The sequence below is a fragment of the Streptomyces sp. PKU-EA00015 genome, assembly GCF_013387495.1.
Classification (GTDB): Bacteria; Actinomycetota; Actinomycetes; order Streptomycetales; family Streptomycetaceae; genus Streptomyces.
In genome coordinates, this window is the sequence record NZ_JABZEE010000032.1 from 63,270 (window position 1) to 81,651 (window position 18,382).

12 protein-coding genes and 2 pseudogenes are annotated in these 18,382 nt (G+C 71.7%); 4 read left to right on the plus strand and 10 right to left on the minus strand.

The window, feature by feature from the left end; genetic code table 11:
- Positions 1-50: 50 nt before the first annotated feature.
- The 3 genes from HW130_RS20455 to HW130_RS20465 are packed head-to-tail and all read right to left on the minus strand — an operon-like array spanning position 51 to position 3,063.
- Positions 51-1,547, minus strand: a complete 1,497-nt coding sequence (locus HW130_RS20455) for a tripartite tricarboxylate transporter permease (RefSeq protein WP_177151095.1) — start codon at positions 1,545-1,547, stop codon at positions 51-53.
- Positions 1,547-2,083, minus strand: coding sequence for a tripartite tricarboxylate transporter TctB family protein (locus HW130_RS20460; RefSeq protein ID WP_177151096.1), 537 nt, complete (start codon positions 2,081-2,083; stop codon positions 1,547-1,549). Before HW130_RS20460 ends, HW130_RS20455 begins: the two co-directional genes overlap by 1 nt.
- Entirely contained in the window at positions 2,080-3,063 is a 984-nt protein-coding gene (locus HW130_RS20465) for a tripartite tricarboxylate transporter substrate binding protein (protein WP_177151097.1), read from the minus strand. The genes HW130_RS20460 and HW130_RS20465 overlap by 4 nt, the downstream gene beginning before the upstream one ends.
- A gap of 130 nt (positions 3,064-3,193) precedes the next feature.
- On the opposite strand from HW130_RS20465, the gene HW130_RS20470 reads away from it, so the two are divergent.
- On the plus strand, positions 3,194-3,880 hold the full coding sequence (locus HW130_RS20470; protein WP_309140498.1) for a response regulator: 687 nt from the start codon (positions 3,194-3,196) through the stop codon (positions 3,878-3,880).
- A 107-nt stretch (positions 3,881-3,987) separates the two neighbouring features.
- On the opposite strand, the gene HW130_RS20475 is transcribed toward HW130_RS20470, so the two are convergent.
- A complete protein-coding gene (locus tag HW130_RS20475; protein ID WP_177151098.1) occupies positions 3,988-4,824 on the minus strand; it encodes a hypothetical protein in 837 nt (278 codons plus the stop codon).
- Positions 4,825-5,172: 348 nt separating this feature from the next.
- Here HW130_RS20475 and HW130_RS20480 point away from each other — a divergent pair, with 348 nt between their 5' ends.
- Positions 5,173-7,083: a TerD family protein gene (locus tag HW130_RS20480; RefSeq protein ID WP_177151099.1), complete on the plus strand. Its 1,911-nt coding sequence runs from the start codon at positions 5,173-5,175 to the stop codon at positions 7,081-7,083.
- Between the two features lie 395 nt (positions 7,084-7,478).
- Positions 7,479-8,492: a lytic polysaccharide monooxygenase gene (locus HW130_RS20485; RefSeq protein WP_177151100.1), complete on the plus strand. Its 1,014-nt coding sequence runs from the start codon at positions 7,479-7,481 to the stop codon at positions 8,490-8,492.
- Between the two features lie 63 nt (positions 8,493-8,555).
- On the opposite strand, the gene HW130_RS20490 is transcribed toward HW130_RS20485, so the two are convergent.
- The 6 genes and pseudogenes from HW130_RS20490 to HW130_RS20515 form a co-directional block, all read right to left on the minus strand.
- Positions 8,556-9,425, minus strand: coding sequence for a triacylglycerol lipase (locus HW130_RS20490; RefSeq protein ID WP_177151101.1), 870 nt, complete (start codon positions 9,423-9,425; stop codon positions 8,556-8,558).
- A 190-nt stretch (positions 9,426-9,615) separates the two neighbouring features.
- Complete coding sequence (locus tag HW130_RS20495; RefSeq protein ID WP_177151102.1) at positions 9,616-10,596, minus strand: hypothetical protein; 981 nt, start codon at positions 10,594-10,596, stop codon at positions 9,616-9,618.
- Positions 10,593-14,033 (minus strand): DNA polymerase III subunit alpha, encoded by a 3,441-nt coding sequence (locus HW130_RS20500; RefSeq protein WP_177151103.1) that lies wholly within the window; start codon positions 14,031-14,033, stop codon positions 10,593-10,595. The genes HW130_RS20495 and HW130_RS20500 overlap by 4 nt, the downstream gene beginning before the upstream one ends.
- A gap of 797 nt (positions 14,034-14,830) precedes the next feature.
- Positions 14,831-15,916, minus strand: coding sequence for a S1 family peptidase (locus tag HW130_RS20505; protein WP_177151104.1), 1,086 nt, complete (start codon positions 15,914-15,916; stop codon positions 14,831-14,833).
- A 417-nt stretch (positions 15,917-16,333) separates the two neighbouring features.
- The gene (locus tag HW130_RS20510) at positions 16,334-17,242 is read right to left on the minus strand and encodes a S1 family peptidase (protein ID WP_177151105.1); all 909 of its coding nucleotides are present in this window, start codon (positions 17,240-17,242) and stop codon (positions 16,334-16,336) included.
- A gap of 328 nt (positions 17,243-17,570) precedes the next feature.
- Positions 17,571-18,043, minus strand: a pseudogene (locus tag HW130_RS20515) (hypothetical protein); the annotation flags it as partial.
- A 246-nt stretch (positions 18,044-18,289) separates the two neighbouring features.
- Between HW130_RS20515 and HW130_RS37000 the strand changes: the two are divergent.
- A pseudogene (locus HW130_RS37000) lies at positions 18,290-18,382 on the plus strand (ABC transporter substrate-binding protein); the annotation flags it as partial.

The window sequence follows — 18,382 nt, forward strand, 5'->3', positions numbered from 1 at the left end:
GCTGGGGGTCCCCCCGCGCCCGCAGGGGCGTAGGGGGAGGATGTCCGGTGTCATGCCGACACGGTACGGCGGCGGACGATCACCTTCTTCAGCAGCGGCCACGCCAGCAGGGTCACGATCACCGCGTACACGGTCACGGAGAAGGGGGTGTTGACCAGTCCCGTGACGCTGCCGTCGCTGATCTGCAGGGCGCGGCGCAGCTGCTGTTCGGCGGCCGGGCCCAGGATGACGCCGATCACCGCGGGCAGCACGGGCAGTCCGTAGCGCCGCATGCCGAACCCTATGAGGCCGATGACCAGCAGGATCACCAGGTCGAGTGCCTCACCGCCGACGGCGTACGCGCCGACCGCGGCGAAGAACAGGATGCCCGCGTAGAGGTACGGCCGCGGGATGCGCAGCAGCTTCGCCCAGACCGGCGCGAGCGGCAGGTTGAGCGCGAGCAGCAGCACCATGCCGACGAAGAGGGAGGCGATCAGGCCCCACACGAGGTCGGGTTCGCGCTCGAAGAGCAGCGGTCCGGGCTGGATGCCGTACTGCTGGAAGGCGGCCAGCATCACGGCGGCGACGGCGGTGGTCGGCAGGCCGAGCGTCAGCATCGACACGAGCGTGCCCGCGGCCGACGCGGAGGCCGCCGACTCGGGTCCGGCGACGCCCTCGATGGCGCCGCGGCCGAACTCGTCCTTGTGCCGGGACAGCCGCTTCTCGGTCACGTAGGAAAGGAAGGTGGGTATCTCCGCGCCGCCGGCCGGGATCGCACCGAACGGGAAGCCGATGACCGGCCCGCGCAGCCATGCCTTCCAGGTGCGCTTCACGTCGGAGCCGGCCAGCCACGGGCGGCCGACGGGGATGGGCTCGCCCGCCGTGCGGCGCAGGTGGGCGGCGACCCACAGGGCCTCGCCGATCGCGAAGAGACCGACGGCGACGATGACGACGTCGATACCGTCCGCGAGCTGGAGCGAGCCGAACGTGAGGCGCTGCTGGCCGGTCATCTGGTCCAGGCCGACGAGGCCGATGGTGAGGCCGATCAGCAGGGAGGCCAGTCCGCGGATGCGGGAGGAGCCGAGCACCGAGGTGACGGCGATGAAGGCCAGCACCATGATGGCGAAGTAGTCGGGCGCGCCGATGTCGACGGCGAGGTCGGCGACCGTGGGGGCCAGCGCGACGAGCAGGATCGTGCCGATCATGCCGCCCGTGAAGTGGCCGGCGGCGGCGGCGGCGAGCGCCTGGGCGCCCCGTCCGGCCTTCGCCATCGGATTGCCCTCCAGCGCGGCGACGACGGCCGCGCTCTCGCCCGGGGTGTTGAGCAGGATGGAGGTGGTCGAACCGCCGAACATCGCGCCGTAGTAGATGCCGGCGAACATGATGAACGCGCCTGTCGGCTCCAGTCCGTACGTCACCGGCAGCAGCAGCGCCACCGCCATCGCCGGGCCGATGCCGGGCAGGACGCCGATCGCGGTGCCGAGCAGCACGCCGATCGCGGCCCAGAGCAGGTTGACGGGCGTCAGCGCGGTGCCGAAGCCGTCGAGAAGGGAGTTCAGGGAATCCATCAGAGCACTCCCATCAGCGGGCCGCCGGGCAGCGGGACGCCGAGCAGGTTGTTGAACACGAAGTAGGTGACCACGGACAGGACCGCCGCGATGAGCGGATCACGGTCGTGGTGTCTGCTGCCGAGCGCGAAGGCGGAGCCCCAGAAGAGCAGCGCTCCGGCGACGGGGAAGCCGAGCGGGCCGATGAGCGCGGCGAAGGCGAGGAAGACGCCGCCGAGGAGCAGGACCGTGCGCCAGTCGCTCGGCTCGCTCAGGTCGATGTCCTCGCCGCCCTCGGCCTCGCCGCGGCCGCCGCGCAGGACGTCGACCGCGAGGAGGACGGCGACGACCAGCAGGCCGCAGCCGACGACGACGGGGACGGTCCTGGGTCCCACGGGTCCGCGCTGGGCGATGTCGACGTTCATGGTCAGCGCGTCGGTGAGGACGAGGACGCCGATGACGAGGAGCAGCAGGCTCACGCCGAGTTCGGAGTGCTCGCGCAGCCAGGAGCTGCGGCCGTCGGCGGTACGGGTGGTGTCGGGGGTCTCGGCGCTCACAGTCCCAGCTCCTTCAGCACCGAGTCGACCTCGTCGTCCTGCTCCTCGAGGAAGTCGCCGAAGAGATCGCCGGTGAGGAAGGCGTCGTCCCAGCCGTTCTTCTTCAGGGATTCCTGCCACTGCTTCGACTTGTGCAACTCGGTGACGAGCCGGATGAGTTTGTCGCGCTCCGCGTCGCTCAGTCCGGGCGGTGCGACGATGCCGCGCCAGTTGGTGAAGTCGGTGTCGAGGCCGGCCTCGCGCAGAGTGGGGGCGTCGAGTCCGGGGACGCGCATCGGGCCGGTGACGGCCAGGAGCCGCAGCTCTCCGGACTTGATCTGGTCGAGGTACTCGCCGACGCCGGAGACGCCGAAGGCGACCTTGTTGCCGAGGATCGAGGCGAGCAGTTCGCCGCCGCCGTCGAAGGGGACGTAGTTGACGGACTTGGGCTCGATGCCGGCGGCCCGGGCCATCAGCATGGGCGCGAGGTGGTCGGGGCCGCCGGGCGAGGAGCCGCCGCCGACGGCGAGCTTGCCCGGGTTCTTCTTCCATGCGTCGACCAGCTGGCCGATCGTCCTGTACGGGGAGTCCTTGGCGACCACGACGATGTCCTGCTCCTCGGTGAGCCGGGCGATCGGTGTGGTGTCGGCGAGGGTCTTGGGCGCCTTGTTGGTGTGCACGGCGCCGACGACACCGAGCCCCATGGACATGGCGAGCTTGCCGTTGCCGTGCTCACCGACGAGGCGGGTGAGCCCGACGGTGCCGCCGGCTCCGGGGAGGTTGAAGACCTCGATGCCGTGGGTGAGCCCGGCGTCCTCGGCGTTCTTGGAGGCGGTGCGGGCGGTGATGTCGTAGCCGCCGCCGGGGGTGTTGGGGACCATGAAACGCAGGCCGGGGATCTGCGTGCCGGTGTCGGTGCCGCCGTCCGTGGAGAGCAGCGGCGGCACGGCGAACACCAGGAGCGCGGCCCCGAGCAGGGCGATGGAGGTGCGCAATCGCACGTGAGGCCTCTCATGAGCGGTGAGTAGGAGCTGTGAGGTGGCCCACATGTTGCCTGCGCGTTAAGAAGCTGTCTCTCTTCCGGAATCAACGGACGTTGTGGTCCTTGTGGTCGCGGCCTAGCGTGGCGGCGTGACCAAGGTGCTGGTGGTGGACGACGACTTCATGGTCGCCAAGCTGCACAGCCGCTATGTGTCCGCGACGCAGGGATTCACGGTCGTCGGCGTGGCCCACAGCGGTGCGGAGGCGTTGCGCGCCGCGGAGCGGCTGCGGCCCGATCTCGTGCTGCTCGACGTGTATCTGCCCGACATGGACGGGATCCGTGTGCTGCGCGAACTGCGGGCGGCCGAGGCGGGCGACCCGGACCGGGTGAGCGCGGACGCACTGTTCATCACGGCCGCACGGGATGCGGCGGTGGTGCGGTCCGCGCTGCGGGCGGGGGCGCTGCACTACCTGATCAAGCCGTTCAACCAGGCGGCGCTCCAGGAACAGCTGCGGCACGTGGCGTCACTGCGTTCTCGGCTGGAGCGGCTGGACGAGGCACGCCAGGAGGACGTGGACCAGATCTTCGGCACCCGCCCGCCGGGGTCGCGCGAGCTGCCGAAGGGGCTCGCCCTGCACACGGCGGAGTTGGTCGAACGCATCCTGCGCGACCACCCGGGCGACCTGTCGGCCTCGGAGTGCGCCGAGGCGGGCTCGCTGTCCCGTGTGAGCGCCCGCCGCTACCTGGAGTACTTCGCGGAGACGGGCCGCGCCGAGGTGACGCTGCGTTACGGGGGCACGGGCCGCCCGGAACGCCGCTACCGCCGTGTGGGCTGATCCGTGGTTGTTCCGCCGGACGCCGCCGGTGGCTGGAGCGCTTGAGGTGCCGTGCCCGGCTCTCGCCGGGCACGGCACCTCACGTCCCTGAGGGGGGAGCTTCCGGTTTACGGGAACGACGTGGCGCCAGGCGTCGGCGCGTCGCGCTCCTCCCAGGTGCCGCACTCGTCGATCACACCGCCAGTGCGCTCGCAGACAATGGTGTGCACGGTCCCGGCTGTGGTGATCACGTCGATGACGATGTCACTGCCATCGACGGGGCCGACGCCGATGGACACTCCGCAGGCGCCCTCGGGTACGTCTCCTCCCTCATCGGAGAGGTCGTCCCAGTCGATGGTCCCGAGGGGGGTGATCTCGTCTCCGACGTAGGCGATTCCGCCACTGGTCGCCGCGTAGAACCCTTCGCCTGCTTCCTGGCGGACGGTGTCGATCTCGAAGCACCCGTCACCGTCGCCGGGCCTGTCCTTGTCCTTGTCCTTGTCCTTGTCCTTGTCCTTGTCCTTGTCCTTGTCCTTGTCCTTGTCCTTGTCCCTGTCACTGCCGGGTTCGGGGGCCGTCGTGTAGAAGGCTTCCAACCCGGTGGCAAAGGTCGGCACAGGTTCGGCGCCCAGGCCCTGAGCTGCCGCCGGTACCGTACCCATCGTCCCAACCAGCGCGACGGCGGCCAGCGAGGTGCCCGCGCCCATTGCCAGCCGCGTCGCCCACCGCGAACGGCGCAGCGGCGGCGATACGGCTCTGCCTCGAGCATGCATATAACGCTCCCTTGTCGATTGGCCCCGGAGACTTCCGGGGTACCGTTCCATTCTTTGCGGGCAACCGATCCCTTCCACTTCTGATGAGCTGACCGAATGACGCCGGTTGAGCCGCATGGTTGACGGTGGGAACAGCAGGCCGGTGACCGTCCCTACGAGCGCGCCCAGTCGCACGTCGACGTGCTCGTCCACTCCGGCCTGTGGCTCTCGGGGACCCGCTCTCTGCGAGCAGGGAGCCACACCGGGCGGCACGAGGCAGCTCTCCCGAGCACCGAACCCGGCAGCGCCCCTGCCGAGACCACACAGGTCACGGTTGAGACTGATGGTGTCGCGCAGGGCGCCGGCCGGTCACCTACCCACCCTCGCCAAGGACGGCGTCCCCGACGGGAGCCATCTGCACCTTGAGGACAGCAATGGTCTGAGCGATGGATCCATCGGGCTGGTCTTGGAACGATGCGACGACGAAGACTGAGCACCCAGAGGATGACAAATCGTCATGCAGGTTGAAGGAGGGCCGCATATCAGATCATCCTTGCCACCATGAGTCTTGTCTCCACCTCCTTGGACGTGCCCTTCATGGGCGACTACGCCTACGACTGGGCCCTGGTCGATGTGGAGACCTCGGGGCTCATAGCTCGGCGAGACCGCGTACTGTCCGTAGCAGTGATCACGATCGGTCCGGACGGCGAGCAGACCGGCGAGTTCTCGACGCTGCTCAATCCGGGGTGCGATCCGGGGCCGGTGGAGGTGCACGGGCTGACCGTCGAGCGACTGCATGGGGCGCCGACCTTCGACCAGGTCGCCGGGCGAATCGGAGCGATGCTCCAGGACCGGGTCCTGGTCGCCCACAACGCCCAGTTCGACTACGACTTCCTGGCCTACGAGTTCGCCCGTGCGCGGATGTGGCTGCCGGTGTCGCAGCGGCTGTGCACACTGGCGCTGAATCGCCAGGTGGATCCGCCGGCGGAGGACATGAAGCTCGGCACCATCGCCGCCCATTACGGCGTCCCCCAGCAGCGTGCTCACGATGCGCTGGACGACACCCGTGTGCTGGCCGGGATCCTGTGCGCATCACTGCGCGAGGCAGCGCGGCTCGATCTTCCCCTACCGCTGGTGACCTGCCCGCCCCGGGCAGAGTCCCAGTTCACGCCGAAGCCGCCGAAGACTCCCTGCGCGTACCGCAATCCGGGACGGCTGGCTCCCGGCGGACCTCTCCAGCAGGGGATGAAGGTCGCGATCACCGGTGAGACCGCCCATGCCCGAGCGGAGCTGGTCGGGCGGGCGGTTGCCACTGGGCTGAACATGATGACCTCCGTGAGCCGGCACACCAGCCTGCTGGTCACCAATGAACCGGAGTCCGATTCGGCGAAGGCCCGACGCGCGCTCGCCGAAGGCGTGCCGGTCATCGACGAGCACACCTTCCTACGGCTGTTGGCCGACGTACGGCCGGGGACAGCGCATGAGGCGACGGCCGTCGCTGTCGTCCCAGTGGCTGAGCCGGAAGCAGAACCAGTCGTCGGACCCGTGGACCGGGTCCCGACCGCAACCTCTGCCGCACCCGTTCCGGAAGCAGCACCCCTCCCTACGGCCGCCCCCGATGTGTCAGTACCCGCTCCGCGCCAAGCGGAGCCCTCCGTCGGCACCTTGGACAAGCCTCTGGCGGGGCGCCGCGTGCTGGTCCTCGGTGGTGCCCATGCCGATGCCGCGGCGACTCGTACCGGCATCGTCGGGCTGGGCGGGTCCGCAGCGGTCAACCTGTCCGCCAGCGTCACCGACGTCGTGCTCCTGCCGGGAGGGGAGGATGACCGGCGCATGAGCCGCATCACCGCCCTCGGGCTCCCCGTGCACGACCTCCACTGGCTCACCGCTCCGACCGCCGCTTCCCCGGCCGAGGCGGCTCTCCGGCTTCAGCAGCCGCACGTAATGCCGAGAGGCGGGGTCATCGACCTGCCCATGCCGCACGGCAGACCCGCGCCGGAGTGGTATGTCACCGCCGGCTGGGCCCCGCAGTCCGGCTACGAAATCGACGTCGTCGCCTTCCTCCTCGACGAGGACGAACAGGTCGCCTTCGACGGAGACTTCATCTTCTACGGAGCTCCGGAGAGCCCGGCCGGGACTGTGCGGCTGCTGACCGGCGGCCCGGCCGAACAGACCATCGCCCTCGACCTGGCTTCCCTGCCGCCCGCGACGCACAAAGTCGTCGTCGCTGCGGCCATCGACGGCGCCGCCACCTTCGGGTCGGTCGGGGCGATCCAGATCGGCGCGGCTCCCGGCAGCAGCGGGGCCCCTCTTGCCCGGGCCACCCTGGATGCCGCCACCACCGAGCGCACCATGCTGCTCGCGGAGATCTACCGCAGGGGTCCGGTCTGGCGCCTACGCGCCGTCGGCCAGGGCTACGACCACGGCCTCGATGTCCTGGTACGCGGATACGGGGTCGACATCGCCGACTGAACGACGGCGCCGGAGGCAGAGGTCTGCGCATCACCTGCGTCTGAGCACGCGCCCTCAGAGGGCAGGTGCCAGCGGGGGCCACGTGGGGAGCCACCCGAGGCGACACGAGGTGACTCTCCATGGACGAACGCGGACGAGACGCGCTCGATACGAGTGGTCAGACGAGCCGAAGCGGCCCGGTTCCTGTGCCCCTTCTTAGCGTCACCTTAAACGGAGCATAAGGATCGCCATTCCCCGCTCCCAGCAGGCGATTTCGCGGTGATCAGGGGCTAGCTTGCTGATCGCCGGGGCCGGTTCGAGCAGTCGGCGCCGTAGTCCTACGGGGGGCCGCACCGCCGGTTCGAGCCGGGCCCCGCCCCTCACGCCTCCGCCGCCATTCGAAGGAGAACGTCACCATGACCGCTCGCCGCAGGGCCGCCACGGTCGCCGCACTCGGTCTCGCCCCGGTCGCGCTGGCCGGCCTGGCCGCCGGTCCGGCGGCCGCCCACGGGTCGATGACGGATCCGGTCAGCCGGGTGTCCGCCTGTTTCGCCGAGGGGCCGGAGAGTCCGGTGTCGCAGGCGTGCAAGGCGGCGGTCGCGGCGAGCGGCACGCAGGCGTTCTACGACTGGAACGAGGTCAACATCGCCAACGCCGCGGGCAACCACCGGCAGCTGATCCCGGACGGCGAGCTGTGCAGCGCGGGCCGTGACAAGTACCAGGGGCTCGACCTGCCCCGCGCCGACTGGCCCTCCTCGCCGCTCGCCTCGGGGAACCACACCTTCCGGTACAAGGCGACCGCTCCGCACAAGGGCGCCTTCGAGTTGTACCTGACGAAGGACGGCTACGACCCGACGAAGCCGCTGAAGTGGTCCGACCTGGAGGAGAAGCCGTTCGCGAAGGTCACGAACCCGAAGCTGGAGAACGGCGCGTACGTCTTCGACGGCGTCGTGCCGAACCGGTCGGGACGGCACCTGGTCTACTCGATCTGGCAGCGCTCGGACTCCCCGGAGGCGTTCTACACGTGCTCCGACGTGGTGTTCGGCAAGGACAGCGGCGGTGTTCCCGCGCCGGCAGCCTCCGCGCCCTCGGACCAGGAGATCGCACAGGGCGCGGACAAGTCGACGGTGGACCACGGCGGTCACGGCGGTGACGACCACGCGCAGGCGGCGGGTGCGGCCGCTCCCGCCGAGAAGCCCGACGCGGCGCCGTCGCCCGAGCCCGCCGACAACGCCCCCGAGGCGAAGGGCGCCGGTACGCCGTCCGCCGCCCCGGGGCCCTCGGGCGAGAACCTCGCCGAGACGGGCGGTGACAGCAGCACCACGTACATCGCGATCGGCGGCGCCGCCGCTCTCGCCGTCGGCGCCACGGCACTGTTCGGGCTGGGCCGTCACCGGCCCGCGGCGTCGGGCGGACGCCACAGCCGCTGACACTTCCCGAGGCCCGAGGCGGCCGTCCGCTCCCGCGAGCGGACGGCCGCCTCGTCCGGTGGGTCAGCCGAAGACGGAGGCGCAGGTGGTGGGCTTGGCGTGCGCGGGATCGAGCGCGTTCGCCACCTCGTGGTAGGCGATCAGGTCGAACACGCCGATCGCGACGTGCTCGGACAGGTCGACGGGACACAGGTCCTGGAGCAGGACGTTGCGGACGTTCGGCCCGCTGAGGTACTGCGACCTGTAGGGCGTGACGACCTGGTCGTAGCGGGTGGCGATGACCGTGTAGCGCACGCCGGGGACGGTGTCACCGCCCGCGTTGAGCTTGGTGAGGAAGGCGGATCCGGCGACCTGGTCGGCGAGTGCGGGGGTGTGCTCGTTCAGGAGGTCGGCGGCGCCCGGGAAGTACGGCAGGAGCTTGGTGAGCCCGCCCAGGGTGGTGCCGTGGTTGCTCGGCGCGATGCCGACGAGGGCGTTCACCTTGTCCGCTCCGCCGAGGTACTTGAGGTAGTAGCGCGGCATCATGCCGCCCTGGGAGTGGCCGACGATGTCGGCCTCGGGGGCGCCGGTGGCGGCCAGCACCCGGTCGACGTAGGCGTCGAGTTGCTCTGCCGACCTGTCGACAGGACCGAGGCCGTGGAAGAAGGGCACGCCGGGGAGCTGACCGTAGTCGAGGGAGAAGACGCAGTAGCCGCGCTTCACCAGGTACGGGGCGAGGGCGAGCCAGTTGTCGACGGAGTTGCCGAGGGTTCCGTGGACGAGGACAACGGGGCGGGGATGGGCGGCGGAGGGCTTGCAGGTGTCGTCGTTCCAGCCACTGGTGGGGGCAGTGGCGGTGGTGTCGGCGGTTGCGGTGGCAGTGGGGACGAGAGCGACGGCGACGGCCAGCAGGAAGGCTGACAGTGGTCGGAGCGCACGTTTCCAAGGCAGCATCGATCGGTCTCCTTGCGGCTCAAGGGAGTTGCGATGGCTGAATGTGCTTGCCGTGCACACAACAACTTACGGACGGGTAACCGCACAGGGAAGTGACGCGTCGGTAAAGACTGACTCTTCGTCAATAGCGGTCGGCACCACGTCCGTCGCCGCCGATCACCGCCGCCCGTCGCCTGTGCGGCCCGGTGTCCTATGCGGCCAGCGACCCCGGCACGACCGCCCTCGGACCGAACCTGGCGCGGGCCCGGTCCGCCACGGCCTCGATCCGGCGCGCCCGTTCGTCGGCCGGGTCGAACGACAGCTGCCGGGCGGCGCGTTCGGCCGGCATCAGGCCCTCGGCGCGCAGCGACAGCCCGCGCACCCTGGCCCGCTGCAGTCCCAGCGACGCGTACAGCGCGTACGCGGCGCCGGTGAGTGCCGCGGAGTGAGCGGTCGGCTCGCCCAGGGTGCGGGTGCGGACGGTCGTGGACCGGTCGGCGTAGCGCACGGTGAGGGTCAGGGAACGGCACGCCTCGTGCTCGCCGCGCATCCGCGTGCCGAGCTCCTCGGCGAGCGAGAGCAGCGCCCTGCGGTGCCGCGTCTGGTCCAACTCGTCGAGAGGAAATCTCCGTTCGGCGGCGACCGAAGAGGAGAGGGCGCCCGGGACGACCGTCGTACGGTCGATGCCGCGCGCCCGCTCCCACACCTCACGACCCGCCCGCGCGCCCAGGATCCGCTGGATCACGGCGAGCGGCGCGTCGGCGACGCGTCCTGCGGAGTCGAGGCCGTAGGCGCACAGGGTGCGGGCCGTCGCGCGCCCCACGCCGTCGAGCGCGGCGACCGGCTTGTCCGCCAGGAAGGCGGCGGTCTCGCCCTCCGCGACCACCAGGGTCGTACCGGGCACGGCCTCCCTCGCCGCCATCCGGGCGAGCATCGGGCCGGGGCCGGCGCCGATGACGCAGTCCACCCCGCAGTGCGCCAGCGCCCGCACCCGCAGCAGCGAGGCGAGCTCGGCCGTGTCCCGGCCGAAGTACCGTTCCGCGCCCCGGACGTCGACGAGCGCGGCGTCGGGCGGCAGCGCCTGGACGACAGGACTGATGTTCCCGGCCACCCCGAGCAGGGCGGTCAGCATCGCCTCGGCCCCGGCCTCTTCGGACGCCGGGGGCAGCAGGAAACGTACATGGAGGATCATCCGGCGCTCCCCGGGCTCTGGTGCCACAGCTTCCTTCCGGTGGCGGCCGTGTCACCGGCCGGCCGCAGGTCGGCCCACGGGTTCATCTCGTAGCCCGTCGGAAGCTGGATCCGGCGGCCGCCCGCGGCGTCGCCGTCCGGGTGCGCGGCCGGGGCCGCCAGCCGGGCCGCGACCGCGTCGAGGCCGCCGGTGCGGCGCAGCTCCGCCAGTTCGGCCAGGTTCCAGGCCGCCGCGCCCACCACGCTGAGGCTGCGCGGTCCGCGCCGCTGCACCACTCCGCGTACCAGCAGCAGCCAGGAGTGGAAGACGGTGTGGGCGCAGGCGGCGTGGCTGTCGTCGAAGAAGGCGAGGTCGACCAGGCCGGTGCCGTCGTCGAGCGTGGTGAAGATGACCCGCTTGCCGGACCGGATCGGCGGCGTCTGGGTGGCCGCCTTGGCGCCCGCGACGAGCACCGTCTGGCCGTGCCGTGCACCGCGCAGCCGCTGGGCGGAGAGCACGCCCAGCTCGGCCAGGAAGGCGTGGTGATCCTCCATCAGGTGGCGGGAGGCGTCCATGCCGAGCACGCCCAGCTCGGCGCTGAGGCGTTCCGCGTCACCGAGATCGGGCAGGCCGACGGAAGCGGTCTCCCGCCCGTGGGCGAGCGGGAGCTGGCTGCCGTACGACGCCGCTCCGCGTCCGCCGCGGTGGAGTTCGGCGAGGTGCAGCAGCAGGTCGCGGCGATTGGCGCCGAAGGCGTCGAGGGCGCCGACCTGGGCGAGCCGTTCGGCGACGGGCCGGCCGGGGCGGGCGCGCTGCCAGAAGTCCAGGAGCGAGGAGTAGGGCTGCCCGGACTCGATGCGGGACTTCTCGGCCTCGCTGATGCCGTGGACGTCCGCGAGGGCGAGCCGCAGGCCCCACCTCCCGGACGCCGCACCGCCCTCACCACCAGACACCAGTTCGATTCGATGGGCGGCGCCCGACCGGTTGACGTCCAACGGCAGCACGGGCACCCCGCGCCGCCGCGCGTCCGCCAGCAGCAGCCGCTTCGGGTACATCCCGGGGTCGTGCGTGAGCAGCCCGGCGAAGAAGGCCGCCGGGTGGTGCGCCTTGAGCCAGGCCGACTGGTACGTGGGCACCGCGAAGGCGACCGCGTGCGCCTTGCAGAAGCCGTACGAGCCGAACGCCTCGACGATCTCCCAGGTGCGGGCGACCACTTCGGGCCCGTACCCCTTGACCCCGGCGCGCTGCGCGAACCAGACCTTGATCCTGCCCTGCGACTCGGGATCGGAGAGCCCGCGCCGCACCCGGTCGGCCTCGTCCCGGCCGCAGCCGGTCATGATGTTCACGATCTCGATGATCTGCTCGTGGAAGACGACCACCCCGTACGTCTCCTTCAGCGGCCCCTCCAGATCGGGATGCGGGTAGCGGACGGGCGCGCGGCCGTGCCGGGCCTCGATGAACGGCCGGACCATGTCGGCCGCGACCGGCCCCGGGCGGAACAGCGAGATGTCCACGACCAGGTCGTGGAAGTTCTCCGGCTGCAGCCGTCCGACCAGGTCGCGCTGGCCCGGGGACTCGATCTGGAAGCAGCCCAGCGTCTCGGTGGACCTGATGAGCCGGTAGGTGTCCGGGTCCCCCGGCGGCAGGGAGTCGAGATCGACCTCCTCCCCCGAGACCCGGCGCACCTCGGCGACCGCGTGCGCCATCGCCGACTGCATCCGCACGCCGAGGACGTCGAGCTTGAGCAGCCCGAGCCTCTCCACGTCGTCCTTGTCGAACTGCGACATGGGGAAGCCCTCGCCGCTCGTGGGCACCACGGGGGTACGGGCGAGCAGCGAGGAGTCGGAGAGCAGCACACCGCACGGGTGCATGGCGACACCGCGCGGCAGCGCGTCCAGCGCCTCGACCAGCTCCCACAGCCGTCCGTGCCGCTTCAACTCCTTCGCGACCGGCTGGAGTTCGGGCAGCTCGTCGAGCGCGGCGCGCGCGTCGCGGGCCCGGATGTGCGGGAAGGACTTGGCGATCCGGTCGATCTCGGCCGGGTCCATCGACAGGGCCGCGCCCACGTCCCGTACGGCATGGCGCACCCGGTAGGTCTCGGGCATGGCGACGGTCGCGACCCGCTCCTCGCCGAAGCGGCCGATGATCGCGCGGTAGACGTCGAGGCGGCGGGCGGACTCGACGTCGATGTCGATGTCCGGCAGCACCCGCCGGCGCTTGGACAGGAAGCGCTCCATCAGCAGCCCGTGCTCTACCGGGTCGGCGTGCGCGATGCCGATGAGGTGGTTGACGAGGGACCCGGCCCCGGAGCCGCGCGCGGCGACCCGGACACCCATCCGCTTCACGTCGTCGACCACCTGGGCGACGGTCAGGAAGTAGGAGGCGAATCCGTGGTGGGCGATGATGTCCAGCTCGTGGTGCATCCGCTCCCAGTAGGCGCGCCGGCCCTCGTAGCCGCGCAGCACCATGCCGGCCGCGGCACGGGAGGCGAGCACCCGCTGTGCGGTGCGGTGCTCCGCGCCGACGAGGCGGGGCTCCGGGAAGTGCACGCTGCCGATCCCCAGGTCGTCCTCGGGGTCGACCAGGCAGGCCGCGGCCGTCTCCTCGGTCATGGCGAGCAGCCGGTGCGCGGTGTCACGCCGGAAGCCGGCGGCCTCGGCGACCCGCTCGGCGGCACGGGCCATGGCGGTCGGGTCCTTGAGCCAGCGCTCGCCGCTGTCGAGTTCTTTGCGCGGGTCCACGGGCACGAGCCGGCGGGCCGAGTCGAGGACGTCGGCGACCGGGCCCTGGCCGGGGTCCGCGTACCGGACGGCGTTGGTCAGGACGGCCCGTACGCCCTGGTCGGCGGCGAGGCCGAGGGCACGGGCGGCGTGCCGCAGCGAGCCGGGGCCGGTGCCGGTGCGGCCGTGGTGGACGACCTCCAGGCACAGCCGGTCGCCGTACCGCTCCCGCCAGGGGCCGAGCAGCCCGGCGGCGCGGTCGGGGCGGCCGGCGGCGAGCGCGCGTCCGACCTCGGAGGAGGGGCCGAGGAGCACGGTCAGTCCGTCGCCGTGGTTGTCCTGCCACGGCAGCAGCGGGCTCTCCCGGTCGGCCGCATGAGCGGCGGTGATCATCCGGCACAGGTCGGCCCAGCCCTGGCGGGAGCGGGCGAGGAAGACGGTCCGGGGCGCGGATTCGTCGATGAACGCGCCTCCGCGGACCGGTGTACGGCGGCGTTCGGCGGGCCCCTCCCGGTGTTCGCGCTCCCCCACCGCGAGGTCCACACCGAACAGCGGCCGTACGCCCGCGCCGGAGCACGCCTCGGCGAAGCGGACCGTCCCCGCGAGGGTGTCGCGGTCCGTCAGCGCGAGGGCGTCCATGCCCCGCTCGGCAGCACACTCGGCAAGCCGCTCCGGGTGGGAGGCCCCGTAGCGCACGGAGAACCCGGAAACGGTGTGCAGATGCGTGAAGCCCGGCATCCGCACCTCCTGGATCAGCCCGTCTCACCTCCCCTGTCCTTTCCACCATAGACCAAATTTCGAACACCCGTACGACAGTCGTACGACACGTGCCGACCGTGCCCGCCCCGGGCCGTCCCTCAGTCGTTCGACACCGTCCCACCTGCGGGAACACCGGGCCCCGCCGGGCGTCGGGCCATGGCATGGACGGGCGACGGACCACCCGGCGAGGGCTCTCCGGGCGCGAGCGCGCGCTCGGTCGCGCACTTCCGGGGGAACGGCGCGGTGGGCCTGTGGGGGTACGGGAGTCTCTCCCCCACCCCGCCCCTTCCCGAACCGGGCCTCCGCCCCGGACCCCATGGCCCCTGGGTGCTGGCGGGCGCGGCCCGGCACCGCGCTTCTCGCAGGGAGTCGGGTGCCGACGCCACTGTCGGGGCGGCCCTTACGAGGGGCACTTCCAGCCCTGCCGCGCGATGCAGACGCGGGCTCGGGGCAGCGCCCCGACAAGAGGGGCGCGGGGCACGAGGCCACCACACGCGTGCAAGACGCCGGCCAGCCCCGACGACCGCAGTCGGGAGCGGCCCCGACGACGGACACTCCCAGCCCCGCCGGGATTGAGGCGCTGGGCACGGGGGAACCGCGCGGGGGGGCCACCACACACAGGCGACCCCAGACGACGGACACCTCCAGCCCCGTCGGCGCTTGAGGCGCGGGCCCCGGGGCAGAGCCCGACGAGGGGGCGCGCGCAAGGAGCCGGCGTGGGGCTCAAGCGCAAGGGGCCCGGGGGCAGCGCCCCCGGGCCCCTGGTCACACCGGGGTCAGCCGATTTCCGCGCCGAACGTCGACAGCGCCTCCGTCACCGGCTGGAAGAACGTCTCGCCGCCCGACGAGCAGTCACCGCTGCCGCCCGACGTCAGACCGATCGCCGTGTCGCCCGCGGAGAGCGAACCGCCGCTGTCGCCCGGCTCGGCGCAGACCGTGGTCTGGATGAGGCCCTCGACGATGTCGCCGTTGCCGTAGTTCACGGTCGCATCGAGTGCGGTGACCTCACCGTCGTGGACCTGCGTCGTGGAGCCGCTGCGCTGCACCTGCATGCCGACGGTCGCGTCACCCGCCTTGGCGATGGCCTGTGCGCTGCCGTTGTAGAGGTTGACCTCGCTCGGGTGCGCGGTGTCCCCGTTGTACTTCACCAGCGCGAAGTCGTTGCCCGGGAACTGCGAGTCGACCATCGTGCCGATGGCCGCGCCGCCCGCCGAGTCCGACCACTCGCTGCCGGACTGACCGCAGTGGCCGGCGGTGATGAAGTGCGGCTCGCCGTCCTTGACGACGTTGAAGCCGAGGGAGCAGCGTCCGCCGCCCGAATGGATCGCGTCACCACCGGCGACGAACGGCTTGAACTCGCCCGCCGTCCGCTTGAGTTCGGCCTTCGCGCCGAGCCCCTCGACGACCTCCCGCAGCTTGGTCAGCTCCGCGCCCTCGACCGTGCGGTCCGCCGTGACCACCAGCTTGTTCGTGACCGGGTCGGTCGCCCAGGAGGTGCCCGGGATGCGCGCCTTGTCGGCCAGTGTCTGCCGGGCGCCCGTCAGTTCGGCGAGTGTGTTCTCGACGATCCGGGCCTTTCCGCCCGCCTCGCGCACGGTCTGCGCCGCGTCCTCGGAGACCACGTTCACCACGAGCGCCTTGGCGTCGGCGTCGTAGTAGGCCCCGGCACCGTCGGCACCCAGGTCCTCCGTCAGCGAGAGGGCGAGTGTCCCCGCCGCCGGTGCCGTCAGGGACTTGAGGGCGTGCTGCTCGGTGCTGTCACTGGCGTTCGCACTCTGGAACGTGACGGCCGCGGCGACCAGGGCGACGACCGCGCCGCCCGCAACTGCCGCTTTTCTCCTGGGTATACGCCGGTGCTTCACGACATGACCTCCTGTGGGGGCCGCGCCCGGACAAGTGGGGTGCCCGGACACGGAGGATGGGGCGCCCACTATTCCGAGGCGTCGCACTCGCACACAAGGCCGACTCTTGGACGGGCACACGACAACTCACGTGATTTCACAGCCTCTTCACAGGGGCGGTACCCCGCCCACCCGTCGGCTCAGCTCGCCGGCCGTGCGCGCGTGCGCGCGACCTGTTCGGCGATGCGCCCGCGCTGCTCCGCATCCACGTCGTCGGCCGGGATGGTCACCGCCACGCCCGCGATGGGCGGCGCCGCATCCTGGACGCGGCGCCGCCCGCGGCATGACATGACCGCGGGCGGCCGGGCGACAGGACGAGCCCCCGCCCCGAAATCCGAGCGGGGGCTCAGACTTCTGCCCCTGGCAGGATCACCCGAGTCAGTAGACGCTGACTCCATAGGCGCTGAGCGCCTCGGTGACCGGCTGGAAGAACGTCGTGCCGCCGGTGGTGCAGTTGCCGCTGCCGCCGGAGGTCAGGCCGATGGCCCGGCTGCCGGAGTAGAGCGGTCCGCCGCTGTCGCCCGGTTCGGCGCAGACGTTGGTGCGGATCATGCCGTAGACGATGTCTCCGCCGCCGTAGTTGACCGTAGCGTTGAGCCCGGTCACGCTGCCGCTGTGAGTGCCCGTGGTGGAGCCGCGACGGGTGACGGACATCCCGACCGTGGCGTTGGCGGCGCTGGTGATGTCGACGCTGCCGACGGTGCCCGGGTGGGACAGCGAGGTGTTGGAGTAGCGGACGATGCCGTAGTCGTTGCCGGGGAAGCTGGATCCGGCCGTCGGGCCGATGGTGGTCGTCCGCGAGGAGTTGGTGTACCAGGTGCCCGCCCCGTCGGTGCAGTGACCGGCGGTCAGGAGGTAGTAGGTGCCGCTGCCGCTGCGGACGTTGAAGCCGAGGGAGCAGCGCCAGCTGGAGGCGTAGATGGCGTCGCCGCCCGAGATGAGCTTGGAGAAGGTGCCCGGGGTGCGTTCGATGCGCAGGGCGCCGGCGTTGTTTCCGGCCTCGCGCTTGATCCGGGCGATCTCGGCCGGGGAGACGGTGCTGTCGGCGGTGACGACAAGGGTGTTCGTCGCCTTGTCGACGTGCCAGGCGGTGCCGGCCACGTCCGCTTCGAGTACGGCGTCGCTCGCGGCGGAGAGCTGGCTCGTGCTGTAGGTCTGCGCCTGGTCGGCGCTGGCGGTGGCGGTGGGGACGGCCAGTGCCGCGGCCGCGATCAGGCCGGTCGACACGGCGAGCAGGCGGGTGCGTCTGCCGGTGGCGGTGCGGGGGATGGTGCGCTTGATCCTCACTTGTCGTTCCTCCCGAGGGGAAAGGGGGCCCTTTCGTGGGGTCGGGGCCCGGTGAGGCGCAGCCATGAAGCGCGGCGGCCCGTTCGAAAGCCGAACATGCCGTGCTCCTGACAAGCGCTGCTCGGGAGTATTCGCGGGGTCAACCAACGGCACAAGGGCGGCTTTCGGCCGCCGTGCACATGCACGGCGGCCGGCCCCGGCGGTCTGCCGCCGGGGCTGGTCCTGCTCTGCTGTGCTCGGGTCGCCCCCTAGGACGGGTCAGCCGCACCCGAGGTTCCGTTCACCGGCCTCGATCGCCACGGGCAGGGTGTTGCCAGGCGGCGGGAAGGATTTCGCCGCCGGTGCCGGGGCCGCGCTCGCGTCCGTCCGCGTTCTCGAGCCGGACGCCGGTGTGCTCCTCGTACGGACGCAAGCGCCCGGGCAGTACCCAGCGCGGGTCGTACGCGGTGGCCTCGATGCCCCGGAACGCCGTGCGGGCGGGCGCGTCCGGCCCGAAGTCCCGTACGGCCCCCAGCCCTTCGCGGCGCCTGACGGCCAGACGCCGGTCGCCGTGCGCCACCCGGTTCCCGCGGTCGGGCGCGTGGTCGGCGGCGAGCCGGACGCTGCCGGTGAACGGCCGGCCGTCGACGGTGAGAGCGTCCTCTGGCGGTGGCGATGAGCACCACTTCGTCCCCGTCCTGCGCCCATGTCCCCGGCACGGCCGGAATTCGACCCTCCGGGTGGTCGGAAAGCCTGGGGGCGCCTCCGCCGAGGGCAGGGGAGGGTCGTGAGGGACAGCGGACCGTACGGCCCGAAGACCAGGGCGACGCACTGTTCGTGCCAGGTACGCCAGTCCCGCTCCCGCTGATCGTCGTGCCGGCTGTGCTCGGATGAAGCCGTCGGCCGCGTCCTCGGCCACGAACCGCTCCATCGCCGCCGCCACGCTCCGCGGGGTGCCGATGAACGACCGCCGGCTCGTCGTCTCGATGACCGTCTGCCGGATCGACAGGCCCCTGGACTCGGACAGGGCCGCCACCTGGCCGCGGTCTCGAAGGGGTCGCCGTGCCGCAGAACGGCACGTACGACCGGATCCCGGAGAAGTGGGGCACGGCCGAGGCGGCGATCGAGCGGTCGCGGATCTCGCCGCCCGAGACCAGGTGA

Excerpts from the sequence above, each read along its gene's own strand:
- HW130_RS20455 (WP_177151095.1), bottom strand. The coding sequence starts at position 1,547 with ATGGATTCCCTGAACTCCCTTCTCGACGGCTTCGGCACCGCGCTGACG.
- HW130_RS20480 (WP_177151099.1), top strand. The coding sequence starts at position 5,173 with ATGAGTCTTGTCTCCACCTCCTTGGACGTGCCCTTCATGGGCGACTAC.
- HW130_RS20485 (WP_177151100.1), top strand. The coding sequence starts at position 7,479 with ATGACCGCTCGCCGCAGGGCCGCCACGGTCGCCGCACTCGGTCTCGCC.
- HW130_RS20490 (WP_177151101.1), bottom strand. The coding sequence starts at position 9,425 with ATGCTGCCTTGGAAACGTGCGCTCCGACCACTGTCAGCCTTCCTGCTG.
- HW130_RS20495 (WP_177151102.1), bottom strand. The coding sequence starts at position 10,596 with ATGATCCTCCATGTACGTTTCCTGCTGCCCCCGGCGTCCGAAGAGGCC.
- HW130_RS20500 (WP_177151103.1), bottom strand. The coding sequence starts at position 14,033 with ATGCCGGGCTTCACGCATCTGCACACCGTTTCCGGGTTCTCCGTGCGC.